At 62.6% G+C, this 18473-nt stretch carries 14 protein-coding genes and 2 pseudogenes; 5 read left to right on the top strand and 11 right to left on the bottom strand.

Going from position 1 to position 18473, the window contains the following annotated elements; genetic code table 11:
* Window positions 1-172: 172 nt before the first annotated feature.
* The 5 genes and pseudogenes from ACQK2M_RS01005 to ACQK2M_RS01025 form a co-directional block, all read right to left on the bottom strand.
* Window positions 173-1168 carry a dihydroorotate dehydrogenase-like protein gene (locus ACQK2M_RS01005; protein ID WP_425416250.1) on the bottom strand — a complete coding sequence of 332 codons (996 nt, stop codon included), beginning with the start codon at window positions 1166-1168 and terminating at the stop codon, window positions 173-175.
* Between the two features lie 10 nt (window positions 1169-1178).
* On the bottom strand, window positions 1179-4778 hold the full coding sequence (nifJ, locus tag ACQK2M_RS01010) for a pyruvate:ferredoxin (flavodoxin) oxidoreductase (protein ID WP_425416251.1): 3600 nt from the start codon (window positions 4776-4778) through the stop codon (window positions 1179-1181).
* A complete protein-coding gene (locus ACQK2M_RS01015) occupies window positions 4771-6411 on the bottom strand; it encodes an NAD(P)-binding protein (protein WP_425416252.1) in 1641 nt (546 codons plus the stop codon). The genes nifJ and ACQK2M_RS01015 overlap by 8 nt, the downstream gene beginning before the upstream one ends.
* Window positions 6412-6512: 101 nt before the next feature.
* Window positions 6513-6893 (bottom strand): annotated as a pseudogene (locus ACQK2M_RS01020) (nucleotidyl transferase AbiEii/AbiGii toxin family protein); the annotation flags it as partial.
* On the bottom strand, window positions 6886-7503 hold the full coding sequence (locus ACQK2M_RS01025; RefSeq protein WP_425416253.1) for a type IV toxin-antitoxin system AbiEi family antitoxin domain-containing protein: 618 nt from the start codon (window positions 7501-7503) through the stop codon (window positions 6886-6888). The gene ACQK2M_RS01025 and the pseudogene ACQK2M_RS01020, both read right to left, overlap by 8 nt.
* Before the next feature lie 332 nt (window positions 7504-7835).
* Between ACQK2M_RS01025 and ACQK2M_RS01030 the strand changes: the two are divergent.
* A pseudogene (locus ACQK2M_RS01030) lies at window positions 7836-8462 on the top strand (FAD-dependent oxidoreductase); the annotation flags it as partial.
* 1380 nt (window positions 8463-9842) lie between these two features.
* Here ACQK2M_RS01030 and ACQK2M_RS01035 read toward each other — a convergent pair.
* Entirely contained in the window at window positions 9843-10319 is a 477-nt protein-coding gene (locus tag ACQK2M_RS01035) for an RrF2 family transcriptional regulator (RefSeq protein ID WP_425416254.1), read from the bottom strand.
* A 42-nt stretch (window positions 10320-10361) separates the two neighbouring features.
* Window positions 10362-10517, bottom strand: coding sequence for a hypothetical protein (locus tag ACQK2M_RS01040; RefSeq protein ID WP_425416255.1), 156 nt, complete (start codon window positions 10515-10517; stop codon window positions 10362-10364).
* A gap of 126 nt (window positions 10518-10643) precedes the next feature.
* Here ACQK2M_RS01040 and ACQK2M_RS01045 point away from each other — a divergent pair, with 126 nt between their 5' ends.
* Entirely contained in the window at window positions 10644-11003 is a 360-nt protein-coding gene (locus ACQK2M_RS01045) for a DUF6522 family protein (protein WP_425416256.1), read from the top strand.
* Between the two features lie 71 nt (window positions 11004-11074).
* Complete coding sequence (locus ACQK2M_RS01050) at window positions 11075-11764, top strand: 5-formyltetrahydrofolate cyclo-ligase (RefSeq protein ID WP_425416257.1); 690 nt, start codon at window positions 11075-11077, stop codon at window positions 11762-11764.
* Between the two features lie 204 nt (window positions 11765-11968).
* On the opposite strand, the gene ACQK2M_RS01055 is transcribed toward ACQK2M_RS01050, so the two are convergent.
* The gene (locus tag ACQK2M_RS01055) at window positions 11969-12214 is read right to left on the bottom strand and encodes a hypothetical protein (RefSeq protein ID WP_425416258.1); all 246 of its coding nucleotides are present in this window, start codon (window positions 12212-12214) and stop codon (window positions 11969-11971) included.
* Window positions 12215-13114: 900 nt separating this feature from the next.
* Between ACQK2M_RS01055 and ACQK2M_RS01060 the strand changes: the two genes are divergently transcribed.
* Window positions 13115-13792 carry a FadR/GntR family transcriptional regulator gene (locus ACQK2M_RS01060; protein ID WP_425416259.1) on the top strand — a complete coding sequence of 226 codons (678 nt, stop codon included), beginning with the start codon at window positions 13115-13117 and terminating at the stop codon, window positions 13790-13792.
* A complete protein-coding gene (locus ACQK2M_RS01065) occupies window positions 13789-15069 on the top strand; it encodes a CynX/NimT family MFS transporter (RefSeq protein ID WP_425416260.1) in 1281 nt (426 codons plus the stop codon). Before ACQK2M_RS01060 ends, ACQK2M_RS01065 begins: the two co-directional genes overlap by 4 nt.
* 311 nt (window positions 15070-15380) lie before the next feature.
* On the opposite strand, the gene metB is transcribed toward ACQK2M_RS01065, so the two are convergent.
* The 3 genes from metB to ACQK2M_RS01080 are packed head-to-tail and all read right to left on the bottom strand — an operon-like array spanning window position 15381 to window position 18210.
* Window positions 15381-16589 carry a cystathionine gamma-synthase gene (gene metB / locus ACQK2M_RS01070; RefSeq protein WP_425416261.1) on the bottom strand — a complete coding sequence of 403 codons (1209 nt, stop codon included), beginning with the start codon at window positions 16587-16589 and terminating at the stop codon, window positions 15381-15383.
* 2 nt (window positions 16590-16591) lie between these two features.
* Complete coding sequence (locus tag ACQK2M_RS01075; RefSeq protein WP_425416262.1) at window positions 16592-17620, bottom strand: XdhC family protein; 1029 nt, start codon at window positions 17618-17620, stop codon at window positions 16592-16594.
* Window positions 17617-18210, bottom strand: a complete 594-nt coding sequence (locus ACQK2M_RS01080) for a carboxymuconolactone decarboxylase family protein (protein ID WP_425416263.1) — start codon at window positions 18208-18210, stop codon at window positions 17617-17619. The genes ACQK2M_RS01075 and ACQK2M_RS01080 overlap by 4 nt, the downstream gene beginning before the upstream one ends.
* Window positions 18211-18473: the final 263 nt, after the last annotated feature.

Genomic DNA, 18473 nt, shown 5'->3' on the forward strand with positions numbered 1-18473 from the left:
TGCCAAAAATTCAGAGCCCGATTGGCGGTTCATCACCGGCTCGCCAGCTCGGTGAGGTATGAGCTATGGCGCGGCTGTGTTGGTGCACAGGCGCTGGAGTGGTCATCGAGGCTTCTTCCAGCGATCGACCGGTCTTGAGCGGAAAGCGAGCGTTTGCAGACGCTGCGCTCGACTACCGGCCGGCGAAATCCTGCAGTACACGGATGTAATTCGCCCGTTCATAGGCTTCGGGATTGGCGATGTTGCGGTGACTCATTCTGCCACGAATATCGGCAGGCGAGGATAGATCGCGGGAGACGAGCCAGTCGCCAAGCCCATCGACCAGCGTTCGCATGTGATCGACGCCATGGCGCAGCAGTGCCGATGTGGTCATGACCACGTCGGCCCCGGCAAGCAGGTATTTCACCACGTCCTCGGCGCTCTCCACCCCGGTGGTCGCCGCCAGCGACGCCTTGGTCTGACCGGAAAGCACGCCGATCCACAACAGCGGCAGCCGCATCTCGTAGCCGCTCGACAATTCGATGCTGGGTGTGACTGTCAGCGTCGCCGGGTCGATGTCGGGCTCATAGAAGCGGTTGAACAGCACCAGCCCCTTCGCCCCTGCCTTGACCAGTTCGCCGGCCATGTGGCCGGGCGACGAGAAATAGGGCCCGATCTTGACCGCCACCGGGATATCGACTGCCGAACTGACCGACCGGACAACGTCCACATAGCGCGCTTCGACATCGCGCCCACTCAACGCAAGATCGGAAGGCACGAAGAAGACGTTGAGTTCGATCGCCTTCGCGCCGGCTTCCTCAATGTCGCGGGCATAGTCGACCCAGCCACTGTCTGTGACGCCATTGAGGCTGGCGATCACCGGCACGCTCAGCGCTTGCGTCGCCTCCTCGATCAGGGCGAGATGAGCAGATGTGTCGAAAGCGAAGGCCGTCTGAGAGGGAAAGTAGCTCAGTGCCTCACCGAAGCTCTCCGCCCCCCTGTCGATCAGTGCGTCGATGATCTCCTGTTCGTGCTCGATCTGCTCCTCAAAGACCGAGGGCAGGACGACCGCGCCTGCGCCGCATTCTTCGAGGCGCTTAAGATTGTCGATGTCACGGTTGAGCGGGCCGGCGCTCGCCACGATGGGGCTGCGCAGTTCGATGCCGAGATAGCTGGCGGTCAGATCCATGTCCGGCTCCTCACAATTTGCGCGCCGCGCCCATGGCTTCGGAAGGGTCAGGGCCTGTTTTCATCTGCGCGAACTCCTCGTAGGAGCGGTATTTGTCGCGGATCGCCTCCTGCGCTTGCGTCATCAGCATAGCGGCATCTTCCGGCCGGCTCGCGGCCAAGGCGCTGTAGCGCAGTTCGTTATAGGCGTAGTCCTTGAATGGCAGCGTCGGCCGAGGCGAATCGAGCCGAAACGGTGCCTCGCCGACATCGCGCATCGCAGGGTCGTAGCGCAGCAGCGGCCAGTAGCCGCTCGCCACCGCCTTGTCCTGTTGCGACAGACCTTTGCGCAGGTCGTAGCCATGCGCGATGCAATGGCTGTATGCAAGAATCAGCGACGGCCCCTCCCAGGCTTCCGCCTCGCGGAAGGCCTGCAGGGTCTGTTGCGGATTGGCGCCCATCGCCACCTGCGCGACATAGACATTGCCATAGGCGATTGCCTGTAGCGCGAGATCCTTGCGCGCGGTGCGCTTGCCCGCCGCGGCGAATTTGGCGATGGCGCCGAGCGGCGTCGCCTTGGAGGCCTGGCCGCCCGTGTTGGAATAGACTTCGGTGTCCATCACCAGAATGTTGACGTTGCGCCCGCTTGCGAGCACGTGATCGAGCCCGCCATAGCCGATATCGTAGGCCCAGCCGTCGCCGCCGACGATCCAGATCGAGCGCCGGACCAGATGATCGACGACCGACAGCAGGTGATCAGCCGCCGTGTTGTCCTTCAGCGCCAGCAGCTTCGTCTTCAGCACCGCCACACGCTCGCGCTGCACGCGGATTTCCGATTCCCTGATCTGCGGCGCGTCGAGAATGGCGGCCGCCAGTTCCTCGCCGATCTCCGGCGCCAATTGGCGCAGCAGGTCGTGCGCGAGCCCCAGATGCTTGTCGGCCGCGAGACGGAAGCCGAGCCCGAACTCGGCATTGTCCTCGAACAGCGAATTCGACCAGGCCGGCCCGCGCCCCTCGGCGTTTTTCGTCCATGGCGTCACAGGCAGGTTACCGCCATAGATCGACGAGCAGCCGGTGGCGTTGGCGACCATCAGCCGGTCGCCGAACAGTTGCGAGAGCAGCTTGACGTAAGGCGTTTCGCCGCAGCCGGCGCAGGCGCCGGAGAATTCGAACAGCGGCTCCAGGAACTGGACGCCACGGACATTGGCGAAATCGACGCGGGAGCGGTCGTTGATCGGCAGGCCCTCGAAGAAGGCGATATTCTCGCGCTCCCTGTCCACAAGCCCGGCCTTGTCTTCCATGTTGATCGCCTTGATCCCCGGCTCGGCAGGGCTTTGTGCCGGGCAGGTCTCGACGCACAATCCGCATCCCGTGCAATCCTCGACATAGAATTGCAGCGAGAACTGCGCGCCGGGATAGCCGCGCGCATTGACCGGCGCCGACTTGAATGATTCCGGAGCGCCGTCCAGTTGCGCCTCGTCATAGTGCTTCGCCCGGATCACGCCGTGCGGGCAGACAAAGCCGCACTGGCCGCACTGGATGCAGAGATCCTCACGCCAGACCGGCACCTCCTCGGCGACGTTGCGTTTTTCCCACGCCGCCGTGCCGGACGGAAACGTGCCGTCGACCGGCATCGCCGAAACCGCGATCTCGTCGCCCAGCCCCTCCATCATACGCGCCGTGACCCGGCGCACGAAATCCGGCGCGGACGGGGGAACGATCGGCGGGCGCTCGAATTCGCTCGTCGCGCTCGCGGGCACGGTTACCTCGTGCAGACGCGCCAGCGCACCGTCGACGGCGGCCCAGTTCTGCTCGACGATTCGTTTGCCCTTGCGGCCATAGCTCTTGGCGATGGCCTGCTTGATCGCGTCGATCGCCTCGTCGCGCGGCAGAACGCCGGAAAGCGCGAAGAAACAGGTTTGCAGAATTGTGTTGGTGCGGTTCTTCAGCCCCACCTCGCGCGCCGCCGTCGTGGCGTCGATGACATGGAACTTCAGCTTCCGCGAAATGATCTCCTGCTGAACGCTGCGCGGCAGATGGTCCCAGACCTCGTCCGGCCCGTAGGGAGAATTTAACAGGAATGTAGCGCCCGGCGCGGCGAGCCGCAGTACATCGGTCTTCTCCAGAAAGTGGAACTGGTGGCATGCGACGAAATTCGCCGAGCGGATCAGGTAGGGCGAGCGGATCGGGTTCGGCCCGAACCGTAGATGCGAGACCGTCTGCGCGCCCGACTTGTGGGAATCGTAGACGAAATAGCCCTGGGCGTAGCGCCCGGCGTCTTCCGCGATGATCTTGACGCTGTTCTTGTTGGCGCCGACCGTGCCATCCGCGCCGAGGCCGTAGAAGACGGCGCGAACGACGTCATCCGGCTCGGTTGTATAATTCGCATCGACCTCGAGGCTGGTGAAGGTGACGTCGTCATTGATGCCGACGGTGAAGCCGTTGCGCGGTTCCCCCTTCCCGAGTTCGTCGAACACCGCCTTGACCTGGGCCGGATCGAAATCCTTGGACGACAGGCCGTATCGCCCGCCGACAATCCTCGGCATGGACGCCCGCGCGCCGCGCGCGACTGCGTCGGCCACACCCGAGACCACATCGAGATAGAGCGGTTCGCCGCTCGCACCCGGCTCCTTGGTGCGGTCGAGCACGGCGACAGCCTTGCAACTCGCGGTCAGCGCCGCGAGAAGGTGTTCTGCGGAAAACGGCCGGAACAGACGGACGGCAACGAGGCCGACCTTCTCGCCATGCGCGTTGAGATCCTCTACCGTCTGGCGCACAACTTCGACGCCAGATCCCATCGCGACGATAACGCGTTCGGCATCGGCGGCGCCGAAATAGTCGAACAGCCGGTATTGGCGTCCGGTGAGACCCGCGAATGTCTCCATCGCTTCGGCGACGATGCCGGGCGTTGCCGCGTGAAAGCGGTTGGCGGCCTCGCGCCCCTGGAAGAACACGTCCGGATTCTGCGCCGTTCCGCGCACGAACGGATGCTCGGGATCGAGCGCTCGCCCGCGATGCGCGATGACGTCATCGTCGTCGATCATCGCGCGGATCGTGGCATCCGGCACGAGCGTCACCGTGTTGACCTCGTGCGAGGTTCTGAACCCGTCGAAGAAATGCACGAACGGCACGCGCGCCTTCAGCGTCGCCGCCTGTGCGATCAGCGCCATGTCATGGGCTTCCTGCACCGAGTTCGAGGCCAGCATGGCGAAGCCAGTCGGCCGGATCGCCATGACGTCGGAATGATCGCCGAAGATCGACAGCGCCTGCGTCGCCACCGAGCGCGCCGCGACATGGAACACCGCCGGCGTCAGTTCGCCGGCGATCTTAAACATGTTCGGCAGCATCAGCAGCAGGCCCTGCGACGCCGTGAAGGTCGTCGTCAGCGCGCCCGCCTGCAGCGAACCGTGCAGCGCGCCCGCGGCGCCGCCTTCGCTCTGCATCTCCTGGATGACCGGGATGTTGCCCCAGATGTTGGTAATGCCCTTCGCCGTCCACTCGTCGGCAAGCTCCGCCATCGGCGAGGACGGCGTGATCGGATAGATCGCGCAGACCTCGTTGACCCGGTAGGCGATGTGGGCGACGGCGGCGTTTCCGTCGATCGTCGCCTGTACGGCAGAGGCGTCAGCCATGGGTCGAAACCTCCGGGACCATCTCGATGGCGTGGCACGGGCACTGCTCGAAGCAGGCCGCGCAGCCGGTGCATTTTGCGTAATCGTATTCATAGCGCTTGCCGGGCCCGAGCTTGATAATCGCACCTTCCGGGCACGCGGCATAGCAATTGTCGCATTCATAGCAATCGCCGCAGGAATAGCAGCGCTGTGCTTCGAACCGCGCTTCCTTGTCGCTGAAACCAGAGACAATCTCGGCGAAACCGTCGAGCCGTCCGGCAGCGTCGAGTTTCTTCTGCTTGCCCGGCTCGGCATCGGAATAAACCGGAAGATGCAGCATGTCGAAGGAGACCAGATCGGCGGCGGTCGGCTCAGCATATTTGCTGCCGCTCAGCCAGGCGTCGATATGGCGCGCCGCTCGCTTGCCGTGGCCGACCGCTATCGTCACCGATTGCTGGCTCGGCACCATGTCGCCTCCGGCGAAGACACCGTCCGCGCCAGTCATCAGGTCGGGGCTGATCTCCACGGCGCCGTCGGGCGTGAAGCGGATTCCGGGCACGTTGGCGAGGAACCGGCTGTCGCTCTGCTGACCCAGCGCGAGCACGACCGCATCGGCGCTCAGCGTCTCGAATTCGCCGGTCGGCTGCGGCCGGCCATTCTCATCGAGCGCCATGCGTTCCACCGTCAAGTCCGATCCCGAGATCTCCTTGATCGTGGTCAGCCATTGAATCTTGACGCCTTCCTCGATCGCTTCGTCGGCCTCGAAGGCATGCGCCGGCATGTGTTCGCGATCGCGCCGGTAGACGATCAGCGCTTCTGTCGCTCCCAGCCGCTTGGCGGTCCGGGCGGCATCCATCGCCGTGTTGCCGCCGCCATACACGACGACCCGACGTCCGAGCAGTGGCGGATTGTCTGCGCTCGTCTCATGCAGCACGTCGACAGCATCGAGCACCCTCGTGGCGTCGCGCGCCGGAATCTCCACATGTTTGCCGCGGCCCGCTCCGATCGCCAGGAACACCGCGTCGAATCCGCCTTCGCGCTTTTCGGACAGAAGATCGGTCACCTTGTGGTTGGTAACGATCTTCACGCCGAGCGCCACGATGCGCGCCACTTCATGCGCCAGTTCGGCGCGCGGCAGCCGATAGGCCGGAATGCCGAAATGCATCATGCCGCCGGCGACCGGCCCGGCCTCGCGAATCTCGACCGAGTGACCGAGCCTTGCGAGATGATAGGCGGCCGACAAGCCTGCCGGCCCCGCGCCGACGACCATAACCTTTTTCCCGCTCTGCGGGCGGACGGGTTCGAAAGCCCAGCCTTCTGTGGCGGCCATGTCGCCGAGGAACCGTTCGACGGCATGGATCGACACCGGCGCGTCGACTTCACCGCGGTTGCAGTTGCTTTCGCAGGGGTGGTAGCAGACCCGGCCGTGCACGGCCGGCATCGGATTCTGCGCGGTCAGGATGTCCCACGCCTCCCGGTACCGGCCGGCTTGCGCCTCCGCCAACCAGCCCCGAATGTCCTCGCCAGCCGGGCAGGCATGGCTGCACGGCGGCGTCAGCGTCACATAGTTCGGTTTTCGATTGCGCACAGGACCTGCGCCGCGCGCAAAGGTCAGATCAACTGATGGCGTGAAATCCGGTAGCTTGGTGTTCAAGTTTCCGCGCCCCTCTTCCGTCATGTGCGATCCAGTCTCGCTCGCGTCGCCCCGTTCCGCCTTGATCGGCGTCAAGACCGACACGAATATATGACGGAACGACGCGGGCGATCCGGCGCGTAGTCGAGCTCCTCGCGAATGCGGTCGACACGCAGCGTGTCCAGATCGAACACGACGCCGTCTTCGTCGTCCTGAGCGAGGATGTCCCGGAATGTCGCCAGCATCGCGGCTTCGCTCGGGTCACCGAAACCCAGCAGATCGAGATCGCGCGTCCCGCGGTGCGGATCGTCGAACCAGCTCATCATCAGCATGGCCCCTTTCAGCACGAAGCGGTCGGCATGGGGTGACTGGCTGAGCCGGAACAGGAGGCGCTCCAGCGCGAAGCGGGTGAGCACGAGATCGAAGCTCTGTCCCTTCGCCTTGGAGAGGTTGAGGAGCCGGGCGCGCACCGAGGCGCCAATATTCCTGATCTCCTTAGCCATTGGCGGTCAGCGCCTCCAGATAGGGGCGGATCACCGTGCCGACCCCGCCTGTATCCGCCGCCCTGGCGATCTCTGCCGGCGTGGCTTTGCGTTGGCGCAGAGCCTCCTGCAGGCCTTCGAGCGCGACGGGGAGACCGATCTTGCCACGATGGCGGAAGCAGTCCGCGACGGTCTTTGCCACGCCGAACACCTTTACCGACACGCCTTCGATCACATGGGTCTCGACGCTGTCGGCAAGCAGATCGTCCGAGAAACGCAGCACACGGATCGGCATGTCGCTCGGCTTTGGGGTCCAGTCGTTCCGGCCGATCGCCATCCACACCTTCTTGGGAAGCTGATCCGTGATTCCGTGAAAGGCGAGTGCCGAGACGAGGCAGATCACGCCCTTGGGGAAACGCTTGGCCGCTTCGGCGAGGCTGTGGTTTGCGTCAAGCTCTGCGTCAGGAAGCTGGTAGAGCCCGCGCGCAAGGCGGATGACCTCGCCATCCTTTTCCATGCGGCTGACGGTTGCGGCGGTGACGCCGGCATCCCTGAGTTCCGCAAGGCGCAGAATCCCACGCGCCGCGAGGAGATCGCGGGCTATCTCGCGCTGGGACCGGGTCTGCGGCATAGATATATATTCTCGCACTTCAGCATGCATAGTGCGAGGTTTTGTATCACAGAGAACAATGAAGGAAAAGACCAACGAGGTTGTTGAACCGGCTGATTGGAAGCCACCGCGCCGCTGATTGGAAGCGTACGGAGCGCGACGTGGAAAGCCCGGGAGGGGAAGGCCTTCCCCTGCGGCCGAGCCTGTAGTCTCGGCCGACCCCTTCTGCGGGGACACCCCGCAACGCCCCGAGAGTGAGAGTGCGGACCGGTTTGCCGTGACGGGTTGAAAGCCGAGGGAGAGGTCCGAACGGGAAAGTGACCGCGAGCCGGACGGCCAGAAAGATAGCCATCGTGAAAGTCGTCGTGTTCTGGGCAGGAGCCATCGGAGTGACAACGGCCTACTACCTCGCGCGTGCCGGGCATTGCGTCGAGGTATTGGAACGCCGCGAGAACGTTGCCTGCGAGACAAGTTACGCCAACGCCGGGCAGGTGTCTCCCGGCTATTCCGCTCCCTGGGCCGGGCCGGGGATACCCTTAAAGGCGTCGAAGTGGCTCTCCATGCAACACGGCCCGTTGGTCATGCGCGCGTTGGCGGATCCCGCGATGTGGTCCTGGCTCTCCCGCATGCTTCGCAACTGCACGAGCGCGCGATATGAGGTTAACAAGGGACGCATGCTTTCGCTCGCGGAGTACAGCCGGGACTGCCTCCGGGAACTCCGTGCGGAAACCGGTATCACCTATGACGAGCGAAGTCTCGGAACGCTCCAGCTCTTCCGGACGGCAAAGCAACTCGACGGCGTCGCCCGCGATATCGAGATCCTCAGAGAATTCGGCGTCGAACACAGGCTGCTTGACCAAGTTGGATGCATATCGGCCGAGCCAGACCTCGCCCATTCGTCGGCTCAGTTCGTTGGAGGACTCCCTCTTCCGGGCGACGAAACGGGTACCCTCCGGTACTGGGTTCCGTGTCTTGCGCAGCATGTCGATTGCCGCGACAAGGTCCTCGAGGCCGTCATACCTGAAATGAGACAGCACGCCGTCCCAGGGCCCCTACAAGGCTTTGCGGGTCGATATTTCAGGCCCCGACGGGGTGAAACGCGCCGCTGGCGAGAGTTGAGCGGATCGGAAGGACTCGCCGACGGCCGGATCAGCCTCGCGACCCGGCTTTCGCCGCGAGCCGCCACCGAGCCGAGAACGTTGCCGCGATGCTGCTTCATCGCCATCAGGAAGCGTAGCGTTCGGCCGGACGACCGGGACGGGTAAGAACGTGTCGGTCAAGCCTCAAGGGCCTGCGGACATTTGGAACTGGGCTCATCGGGACCTGCTTTTGCCGAGGCCGTGGCCACAGGGACTGCCTGTGTTCATTCAAGGAGTGCATTGCGGCGTGGCGTCGCAACCCTTAAAGATATATTGAGTATATATCTTTAAGGGTCTAGGAAGGTTCCAGACCGTTCCCGCCGACAGGCACCTTGATCGGAAAGTCATCATGAACTTGAAGCCGGAATCCTTTCCCGCCGCCGTTTCAGCTAATATCTGTTCGGCGGGAACGGAACACCTTCGGATCTCGCCTCTGTCTGCTGCGGCGAATGGGCAAACAAACGTAAGCGCATCTGAACTAGCCGCCGGCCTCCTGGCGGCTTTTCGCGCCCACGGCCATGTGTGCAATATCCTGACCCACGTGTCCGGAGGCAACTGGGGAGAGGTCGAACGAACCTTGCTTTTGATTCTCGATCCTTCGACGAGCCGGGCGGATCTAACTCCGCTTGCCGAGAATGTTCTCGACCTCTTGCTGGCCGAAAACGGCGTGGCGGGCCGCGTGGCGGCACCGTACTTCCAGCAGACTCTTCTTCGCCTCCTGCCGCGGAACGCGGCTGGACGGATATGGACACATGTCGCAAGCCTGCTGGCAGGCGGACTTTTCCCGGACGATGCTGCGCTATCGTGGCTATGCGGCGAAAGCGGCCCAAGACCCAAGGTACAAGCCGGTCAGCGACCGCTTTGCCCGCAACGCAGGTCCGCGCGTGCGGCGCCGACAGGCGGCCCGGCACCAGTCCTTCCGGCCTAGATGACGGGGAGAAGCCAAGATGATGCGCCTTTCGATATCCGCGCTTGGATTAAGGCTGCCTATAGGGCCCGATGATCCGCAGAGCCTGCGCTACCATGAGACACTGATAGAAGCCGATTACGCACGTTGCCGTCCTGGCGATACCCTCGCCGACCTGAAACACAGGGCCGTATTCTCGAAGGAAGACCAAGGTCTGCTCCGCGACTGGATGGCTGTTGCCGCGGAACGGGCCTCTGAGCGCGCACGAGCCAGGCAGAGAACAAGGGCTCGACAGGCCGACACTTGCGACATGGCTATGTCGAACTTTGCGCCGTCGCCACAGAAGGCCCCCGTTGCCGAAGCCGGCCACTGCCGACAGCGGAAAACCAGTTAGGGTCTACCGCAAGGTCCGCGAGCGTATGCCTGTCGAAAACCGACACGAAAGCGTTGAGGCCCTCGTTCAGAAGGTTCGGCAGCTTGCATCGGTTCGAGAGGATGCATCCATTCTCAGGCGAGAAGCACTCCACGAGCGTGAAGTCCGGCTCGGTAATACGGAGCACGGCTCCCAAGTTGATGTCCTCTGGCGCTTTTTGAAGAGTGAACCCGCCAGAACGTCCCCGGATGCCTCTCAGATACCCCTGCTTCACAAGGACGTGCACGACCTTCATGAGATGAGCGCGCGAAATATCGTACAAGGCTGCCGTCTCATCGATTGTTATCAGACGTGGTCGCTCCGCTGCAGCCAACATCAGAACGCGCAGGGCGTAATCGGAGAATGTGGTTAGCCGCATCGATTCCTTCTTCTCGGGTAGTCCGAATCTTCCTTGTGTCGGTCAAACGAACGCCATCACAAGTACCGCGCCAACGAGTATGAGCACCAGACCCCAAATTAGCATGGGCACCAACGTATTTTCCTGTTCAGCATCGGCGGCGATAAAAATGTTCGGTGCTGACCTGTGTTCGCCTTCGTTCGTTTCGTCTTTTAGCATTGGGCCTCTGACTTCTCCTTCCGATCGAACCATCCACGTCGGTTTGACCGCTGTTTCACAATATAAGATATAGATCATATATATCTTTTATGCAAACATGGCGCAACACGATTGGGGAACACCCGAATGACCACGAATCATGACGACAAAGTCGACTCAGCCGTAGCGATCGAAACCGACGGCACGACGGTAACGGTCGATGCGCACGAATTGGCACCGCTATTGGGTATCGGGCCTTATGAAGTTCCCGACCTCATGAGAAATGGGGAGATTACGTGCCTGTGCGAAATGGGGGCGGGCGAGGACGAGGGAACGCTCCGCATTTCCTTCTTTTACCGCTCCAAGCGCGCGAGGATCATTGTCGGTCCTGTAGGCGCGATCCAAGCGCGTACTGTCATCGATTTCGGCGACAGGCCGTTGCCGCAAGGATTGAGGCGCCCCTCCGACCGGCTGCCTAAAGCGGGTAGCAAGAATAGTGATAGCTGACAACAACTTGTTTCATTTGTCTTTGCAAGCGCACCTGTACCATGACGAGCGGCAGAGAGGAAAGTCCCGCAATGACCGTACGCGATATCCCCGGCACCGTGGCGTCGAGTACCCAAATGAAACTGCTAAGCCACTGCTCGACAGGTTATCCGAGGACTGCTACGGAAGTCGAATGGTGGCGGAAGACCGAACGCAGACGATTGATCGACGCACGGCTCGCCTTGCCGGCGGATACGCGGCTACGCGTTGCCCGCCGGGTCACGGAGCAGCTGGACGGATTGCTTGCGTCCTTTCCTGACGCAGTCCTTGCTCTGTATTGGCCTTTCCGGGGAGAGATTGACCTCCGCGACTGGATGACGGGCTTGCCGAAACGCGGCGTCCGAATCGCGTTGCCTGTTGTTGTCGGGCCGGGCGAACCGCTCGTGTTCCGGGAGTGGGGGCTAGCCACGCCGATGGTTCGAGGACCCTGGAACATACCCGTTCCTGCCGAAGACAGGCCGCTTGTTCCGGAGATCGTTGTCGCACCCCTAATCGGCGTGGATCGGCGAGGGTATCGCCTGGGATACGGTCGGGGCCATTACGACCGCACGCTCGGTGCGCTTCCGCATCGCGCTCTCTCGATCGGCATCGGGCACCCGGTTGCGGAGATCCCGACCGTCTTCCCTCAATCGCACGAACGCCCCCTCGACTGGGTCATTCTCGGCAAGTCGTCATGGGAACGTCCCCGGGAGTGCGACCCAGCCGGTTATGGCCTATCCTGAAGTGCCGTGGCATGGCTGCCTTCACAGGCAGGATACCGCCGAGCCTCCCTGTCCTCCTTTTACAGGAACGCGGCGGACCGGGCAGCATCGGCTGCCTACCCCGGGAGCTCGGCCCTATACGGGAATGACTATCACTGGAAGCGTCCATTGATCACACTGGCCCAATTACCGCAAACGTCCGCGACAACGCGGCGTTCCTTGAGGTTACCGCGGGGTGCTGATGGATTGGATAAGCGCCAGCCCCGAGTGTAGGTTGACGATTATGGCGCGGATATCGGGAAGGATCTGCCCGGCCTGCGCATCGGGGTGATCGGCGAGGGCTTCGGGCATGAGAATTCCGAAGCTGATGTCAACGCTGCCGCGGTGCTGGCGCAGCGTGGCGCAGAAGTAGAGAATATCAACATCCCGATGCACGCTTACGGATTCAGTATCTGGTCGGCGTTCGTCCATGATGGCGGCTATTGGGCCATGCAGACCAACAGAATGCGGCTCGGGTCTCAGCCCCCTGTTTGGACAGGTCTTCCCGACAATGCCGGCAACTGGCAGCAACGTGCAGATGAGATGTCTGACCCGTTGAAGATCATGGCGCTCTTTGGAGCTTATCGTCACCTCTGAATACCCGATTTCCGGGCTGTCGTAGGTTGGCTAGCGGCGATGCTCGTTTTAGGCTGAGCGGCCTCCGGCATGGCGTCAACCATGAAACCGGTCTGCCGCTCACGTTCCAGCCATATCTTCACAAGCGGGATGAATGTTCGCTATGGCGCGACGCTTCGCCTACGACGAATTCACACTTGCCCAACTGCCAAACTGGCGCGTGGCGGCGATCAGGTTGTTCTGGGATTTGCCCGCCCTCGGCAAGCAGATGTTGTCTTGAGCGGGTTGTGAAGTCGATTGCCCTGGCTCCGGGATTGGGCAGGGGCCTGCAAAACACTCGCGACAGATTGAAGACGGTCGATCGTGCAACAGGATGCCTGATTCGAAGCCGATGCTGACGGTTGGCGACAGGGATTCATGAAGCATCGGAATCCTGTGCCGTTGTAGGTAGTGCGACGTTACAAGAACGCCTCGGCCTCCCGGCGCCAACCCTGATGGGACTTCGAGTTCCGGGACGTCGGCAGACCGACTTGGAACTTTCGCTAATGCAAAGTCGGCTGCCGGCCGTGCTCCTGCATGGCGAAGGCCGCCTGTAGTGGCACAGCGTGTTCGCTTCCGGCCGTAGCTTCCTGTCGGCCGTGCGCCTTGGCTCGTTCTTCTATCGCATCCAGAGTTCCCGGTAGTGACCCGGGGCACGTAGACAAGGACGCCTAATCACATTATGACCAAATCATCTGATGAATTGGTTGGCCAGTGATGCAGTCTCTTATAAAAACGAGCCTCGTGGATAATGCGGTCGATGCTATTCGCGCGGAGATAGTCGGAAACCGCTGGGCGGTGGGGGAGAAGCTCCCGAACGAAGCGAGACTTTCGGAGTCTCTCTCCATTAGCCGGGGTACGGTTCGAGAAGCCGTTCGCGTGCTGGTTTCAGAAGGCTACCTTGATACGCGTCAGGGTTCCGGCACTTACGTCCTTTCCACTGCCGATGCTTCTCGGCCTCTGACCATGGCAAGGCGCGCGGATTTGCGTGACCAGTTCGAGGCGAGGCTTGCACTCGATGCCGAAGCCGCAAGGCTTGCCGCCGTCCGCCACAATCCCGCGGTGATTTCTGGACTCCGTAGCCTGCTTGCGGAGCGCGGTAACTTCGATGGCAGCAACAAGGCGGAATTCGTCGCTCGCGATCTGTCGTTCCATAAGGCGGTAGTGGCAGCATCCCGGAACTGCGTGCTCGTCAACATGTACGAGTTCTTCTCGACGCTCATAAGCGAGACGATCGAGGCAACGCTAAGGGAGGAATTGCAAGAGCCGGACATGGCTGCCCACGCCGCGATTGTCGATGCGATAGCTTTCGGCGATCCTGATCAAGCGGAAGCGGCCGTACGTCGATTCATGGCCCCGGTGCTCAGCGATCTTGAGCGGCTGCTGACGTCATGAGTCGCGCGACGCTCGCTAGTGCCTCCTCGGCGGGAACGGAAGCCCCAGACGAGGCTAGCGGAGTCCTGGCCTGCGAACCGGTTCTGAAGACGGGTCGCTTGGTGCGGTTCCTGCTTGGCGCCAGCCTGGTGCTGGTTGCCTTCAACCTACGCCCGGTATTCTCCAGTGCCTCGGCGTTGCTGCCGGAGATCCAGGCAGTCTTCGGACTCTCGCCGGTGGGAGCGAGCGTGCTCACCACGCTTCCCGTCGTCTGCCTCGGCTTGTTTTCGCCTCTCGCGCCCCGCTTGACCGGAAGGATGGGTACAGAACGTACATTACTTGCAGTTGTCCTGTTCCTGGCACTTGGTACCGCGGCGCGCGGATTCGGAACGGTGCCTGCGCTCTTTTTCGGTACGGCGCTGGCGGGCGCGTGCATCGCAGTTGGAAACGTGCTTCTGCCCGGGCTTGTCAAGCGTGATTTTCCGGACAAGGCGGCCCTTGTAACCGGCTGGTATACAATGGCTCTCTGTGCCGGCGCAGCGGGAGGCGCCGGCCTGACCGTACCGCTGCAGAAAACGCTGGCGGGCTCTACCGAGGGGGCGCTTGCGCTCTGGGCCGTACCCGCGCTTCTTGTTGGCCTTCTCTGGTTTCCCCAAGTCATGGCGGCGCGCAAGCGAGCCAAACCCGAGCGTTTTGTTGTCAAAGGAATGTGGCGGGACAGGCTTGCCTGGCATGTCACGCTTTTCATGGGGCTCCAGTCGGCGCTCGCGTACAGTGTCTTCGGATGGCTGGTGCCGATCCTGCGTGCTCGGGGCTTCGATGCGGTTACCGCAGGCGGGATAGCTTCGATATCCGTGATGGTACAGGCTGGAGCCTGCTTGGTCGCACCGCATCTGGCTGTCCTGGGGAAGGACCAGCGATTAATAAACGTGTCCCTTTGCTTCCTCGCCGTGGGAGCGCTCCTGGGGCTGCTTTTTGCGCCGCTATCGACCGTCTGGCTCTGGGCTGTGCTGCAGGGTATCGGCCAGGGCGGCTTGATCGCCGTTGCACTCACAGTGATAGTGCTGCGGACTCGGGACCCTCATGCCGCCGCCCATCTTTCTGGCATGGCGCAATGCGTGGGCTACGCGCTTGCCGCAGTCGGCCCGTTAGTCGTCGGCTTAATACGGAGCTGGACAGGAAGCTTTGCGTGGAGCGCTGCGCTGTTCGTACTCGTCGGCGGCATGGCTGCCGTCAACGGATGGTTCGCCGGCCGGGCGGTTTTCGTCGAAGCGGAGACCGCGAAGGTTTCGCTCTAGGTCCGAGCGAAGCTGAGCGCCAGAAGGAATCGGTTTTCCCCGGCGTTTTTGGCAAGGTGTTTGTCTTCGATCAAAAGGATTGGCCAGTCCACAGGAGCACGCAGTCCGGGTTACCGCGCCCGTTCCGCGCTTCGTCGACTACGCTGAAAAAGACCCTTCATCCCAAGATGCTTGGTTCAGATATCGCCGAGTAGCTCGGCGCATATGGCAGGCAACGCCTTCGCTCACGACCAGAACAGGCAAGGAGACCGCGTGAACCGTCGCGCGCGCTTACGAAGCGGCTGGTGACCAGACGCATCGATATGAGCGCCCTATCCGGCGCAAGTCTCGAGCGCGCAGGCGAGATCTCCAATCAGGTCGTCCGGATGTTCCAGGCCTATCGAAAGGCGCAAGAGGTCGTCCGTCACGCCTGCAGCACAACGCGCTTCCGTACTCATCCCCGCGTGGGTCATCGTCGCAGGATGGGCAACAAGGCTTTCCACTCCGCCAAGCGATTCGGCGAGGCAAAAGACGCGAAGGGTCGCTACCAGCCGCCGCAAGGATTCATCGCCGCCAGCGACACGGAAGCTCAGCATGGATCCGAAGCCCGTTTGCTGCTTCTTGGCGACTGCATGTTGCGGGTGAGATGTCAAGCCGGGGTAATTCACGGCCGCTATTCCCGGATGGTCGGACAGGAATGCAGCGACGGACCTAGCGGTCTCTTCTTGTCGCGCTGTCCGCACGAACAGCGTACGGATGCCGCGCAACGCAAGGTAGGAGTCGAACGGCGCTCCGCCGGTGCCGGTCGCATTGGCCCAGGACTGCAGCCATTCCATCTGCGTCGTCTCGGCGGCTACAATGGCGCCTGAGATCACGTCTGAGTGTCCGTTTAGGTACTTCGTGGTGGAGTGCACGACAAGGTCGGCGCCCAAGAGGATGGGCCGCTGGAGAGCAGGCGACAGGAACGTGTTGTCGACGACGGAAAGCGAGCCGGCCGCTCGGGACTTCGCTGCTACCGTTGCGATGTCCGTGACCCGAAGGAGCGGGTTGCTTGGCGTCTCGATGAACACGATTGCGGGCCGTCGTGCCAGGGCTGCGTCGAGGGCGGCGGAATTTCCCATGTCGACATACTGCACATCGAAGTGTCCTGCCTCGGATCGCATGGACAGGAGACGGTAGGTACCCCCGTAGCAATCGTGAGGGGCCACCACCAGGTCTCCGGGCTTCGCCGCGTAGAGGGCGAGGTTTATGGCTGCCATTCCGCTGGACGTAACAATCGCCCCCGCTCCTTCCTCGAGTGCGGCGATGGCTTCTCCCAGAGTGTCGCGGGTCGGGTTCGACGTTCTGGAATACTCGTGCTCGTTCGGCTTGCCGAGTCCGCGAAAAGCGAACGTGGAGGAGAGATGCAAGGGCGGAGCGACCGCGCCTGAACGATCGGCGGCTACGCCCACTGTGGCGGCCAGCGTCTCCGGCTTCAGCCCGGTCCGGCGTCCCCTGAGAGCGTTCCCGTGCCGTGCACTCGAATCCTGGGAGCCGGTCATGCCTAAGCCTCTTCGCGCCCGGATCTCGACCGAGCATAGGTACCAGCGGCGTCACCGGCGAAGGCGCAGAAGAGCTGGCACGCGTCCACGGCCGCCGCTTCCGCTTCAGCCATTTCCGCGAGAATCGAGACCGAAATCTCGGACGCCCCCTTCGCGTGTGGGAGGAGGCCGGCCGGTCCACGGATGCGGCGTTGCCCCTCGGAACGGAGTCCTTTCTCTGCCAGCCGCTCTATTCGCAGCTCATGCGTACGTTCGCTCCCGAGAGCGCCCACGTAAAAGGCGTCCGATGCGAGAATGCGAGGAAGGAGGTTCGCTTCCCATTCGTGGTCGTGAAACGCCAAGGCGACCGCAGTGCGGCCGTCGATGACGACGTCGGCCATGTCGCTGGACGGCCCCACCGGGAGCTTGGCGAAGCCCGGTCTCGACGGAGCCGTCAGGGTCCGCTCGTCCGGTGAGGCGAGCACCACCTCGTAGCCGGCCGCATGGCTCAGCCGGGCCAGCGAGGCGGCGATCGGTCCTATGCCTGCCACAACGAGACGCTTGCGGGGCAGGTATCGCCGCAGGAAAGGGCCAGAGGCGCCGTCCGGCCCGACGGAACCAGGATCCGGAACCGCGATTGCCGCCTGGCGGCGCTGGCGATGCCGGTCGTCGGCTTTCTCCAGTTCTTCCGTTTCCAAATGCACGTCCACGACCAGTTCGATGGCGCTACCGCACGGCAGCCGAATGTCCATGTAGGGCGATCCGGCACCGTACCTGATCCGCCGCGAACGGCGATCGGCCATTGCCTGGACCGCTTCGGCCGCCACCGCGCGTTCTATGCAACCGCCAGACAGATATCCTGCCCACTCTCCTGATTCCGAAACAGCCATCTGCGCGCCGGGCCGCCAAGGCGAGGACCCGTCCACGTCGACGAGCGTGACAACAGCCACCTGCAGGCCTCGCTTTGCCGTCTCGAGCGCAAAGCCAAGCACATAGTCATCGCAGTCGTCCCCCGCATGTTCCATCTCCGTGTGGACCGTTGTGGGAGTCATGAAGCGGTCCCGTCCGCCAAGGCTGCGATCGCCAGTCTCGAATGCGCATAAGGAGCGCCCGCCCGCATTTCTGCGGCAACCCATATCGCCTCCATGATTTCCTTCGGCGATGCTCCGGCCGTTGCAGCGCAACGGGTGTGCGATTTGATGCAGTCGGGGCATTGGGTCACGTGCGCGACCGCGACCGCGACCGCGATGAGTTCCTTCGTTTTCTTAGGCAGTTCGCCATCCGCGAAGACCGCCTCCGAGAAATTCCGGAACGCATCATACGGGACCGACGCCAACGCCGCCCGCCCCGACCGAGTGGTGCTTCCTGCGGTCGCATTCTTTCGGTTATTCATGGCCGGGTTCTCCTTTGTGTCTGGCCGTCGGCGAGCCTTTGCCTGCGTTCGCCCAGCAATTCGGCGTTCGCCTGGAAAATTCTCGCGCAGAGGGGCGCTCGGCCTGATTGGATGGCGAAGGTAGCCACCACGGCCACTGCGGCGACAATTGCTTCTTCTCCACCGAAACGGTCGGCCGCGCGGCGCATGGCCCGCGACAGAAACGTGATGGCATCCTCTCCGTCTAGCCCCTCGGGGTCGCTCGGGCATAGCACGTGTGCATCCTCGAGAATCCCGGTAGCCGGAGATCGCATGGCCTACGTCCCACGGCACAAACTATCGCGGGCTGACCATGCCTGTGCGTCGGCCACCAACTGAACGGTACGCGCTCGCTTGACTAATAGGCAAATGAAATTAAATGCGGCTTTAACGCAACAAAATTGCATTGACGAACGGTCGCCCTCATGCGTTGGAAACGTCGGGATTACGACTCGGCGAGACATGTCGACGATGATCGAGGTTAAACCCCAAGC

Source organism: Oricola indica, assembly GCF_965227485.1.
Classification (GTDB): Bacteria; Pseudomonadota; Alphaproteobacteria; order Rhizobiales; family Rhizobiaceae; genus Oricola; species Oricola indica.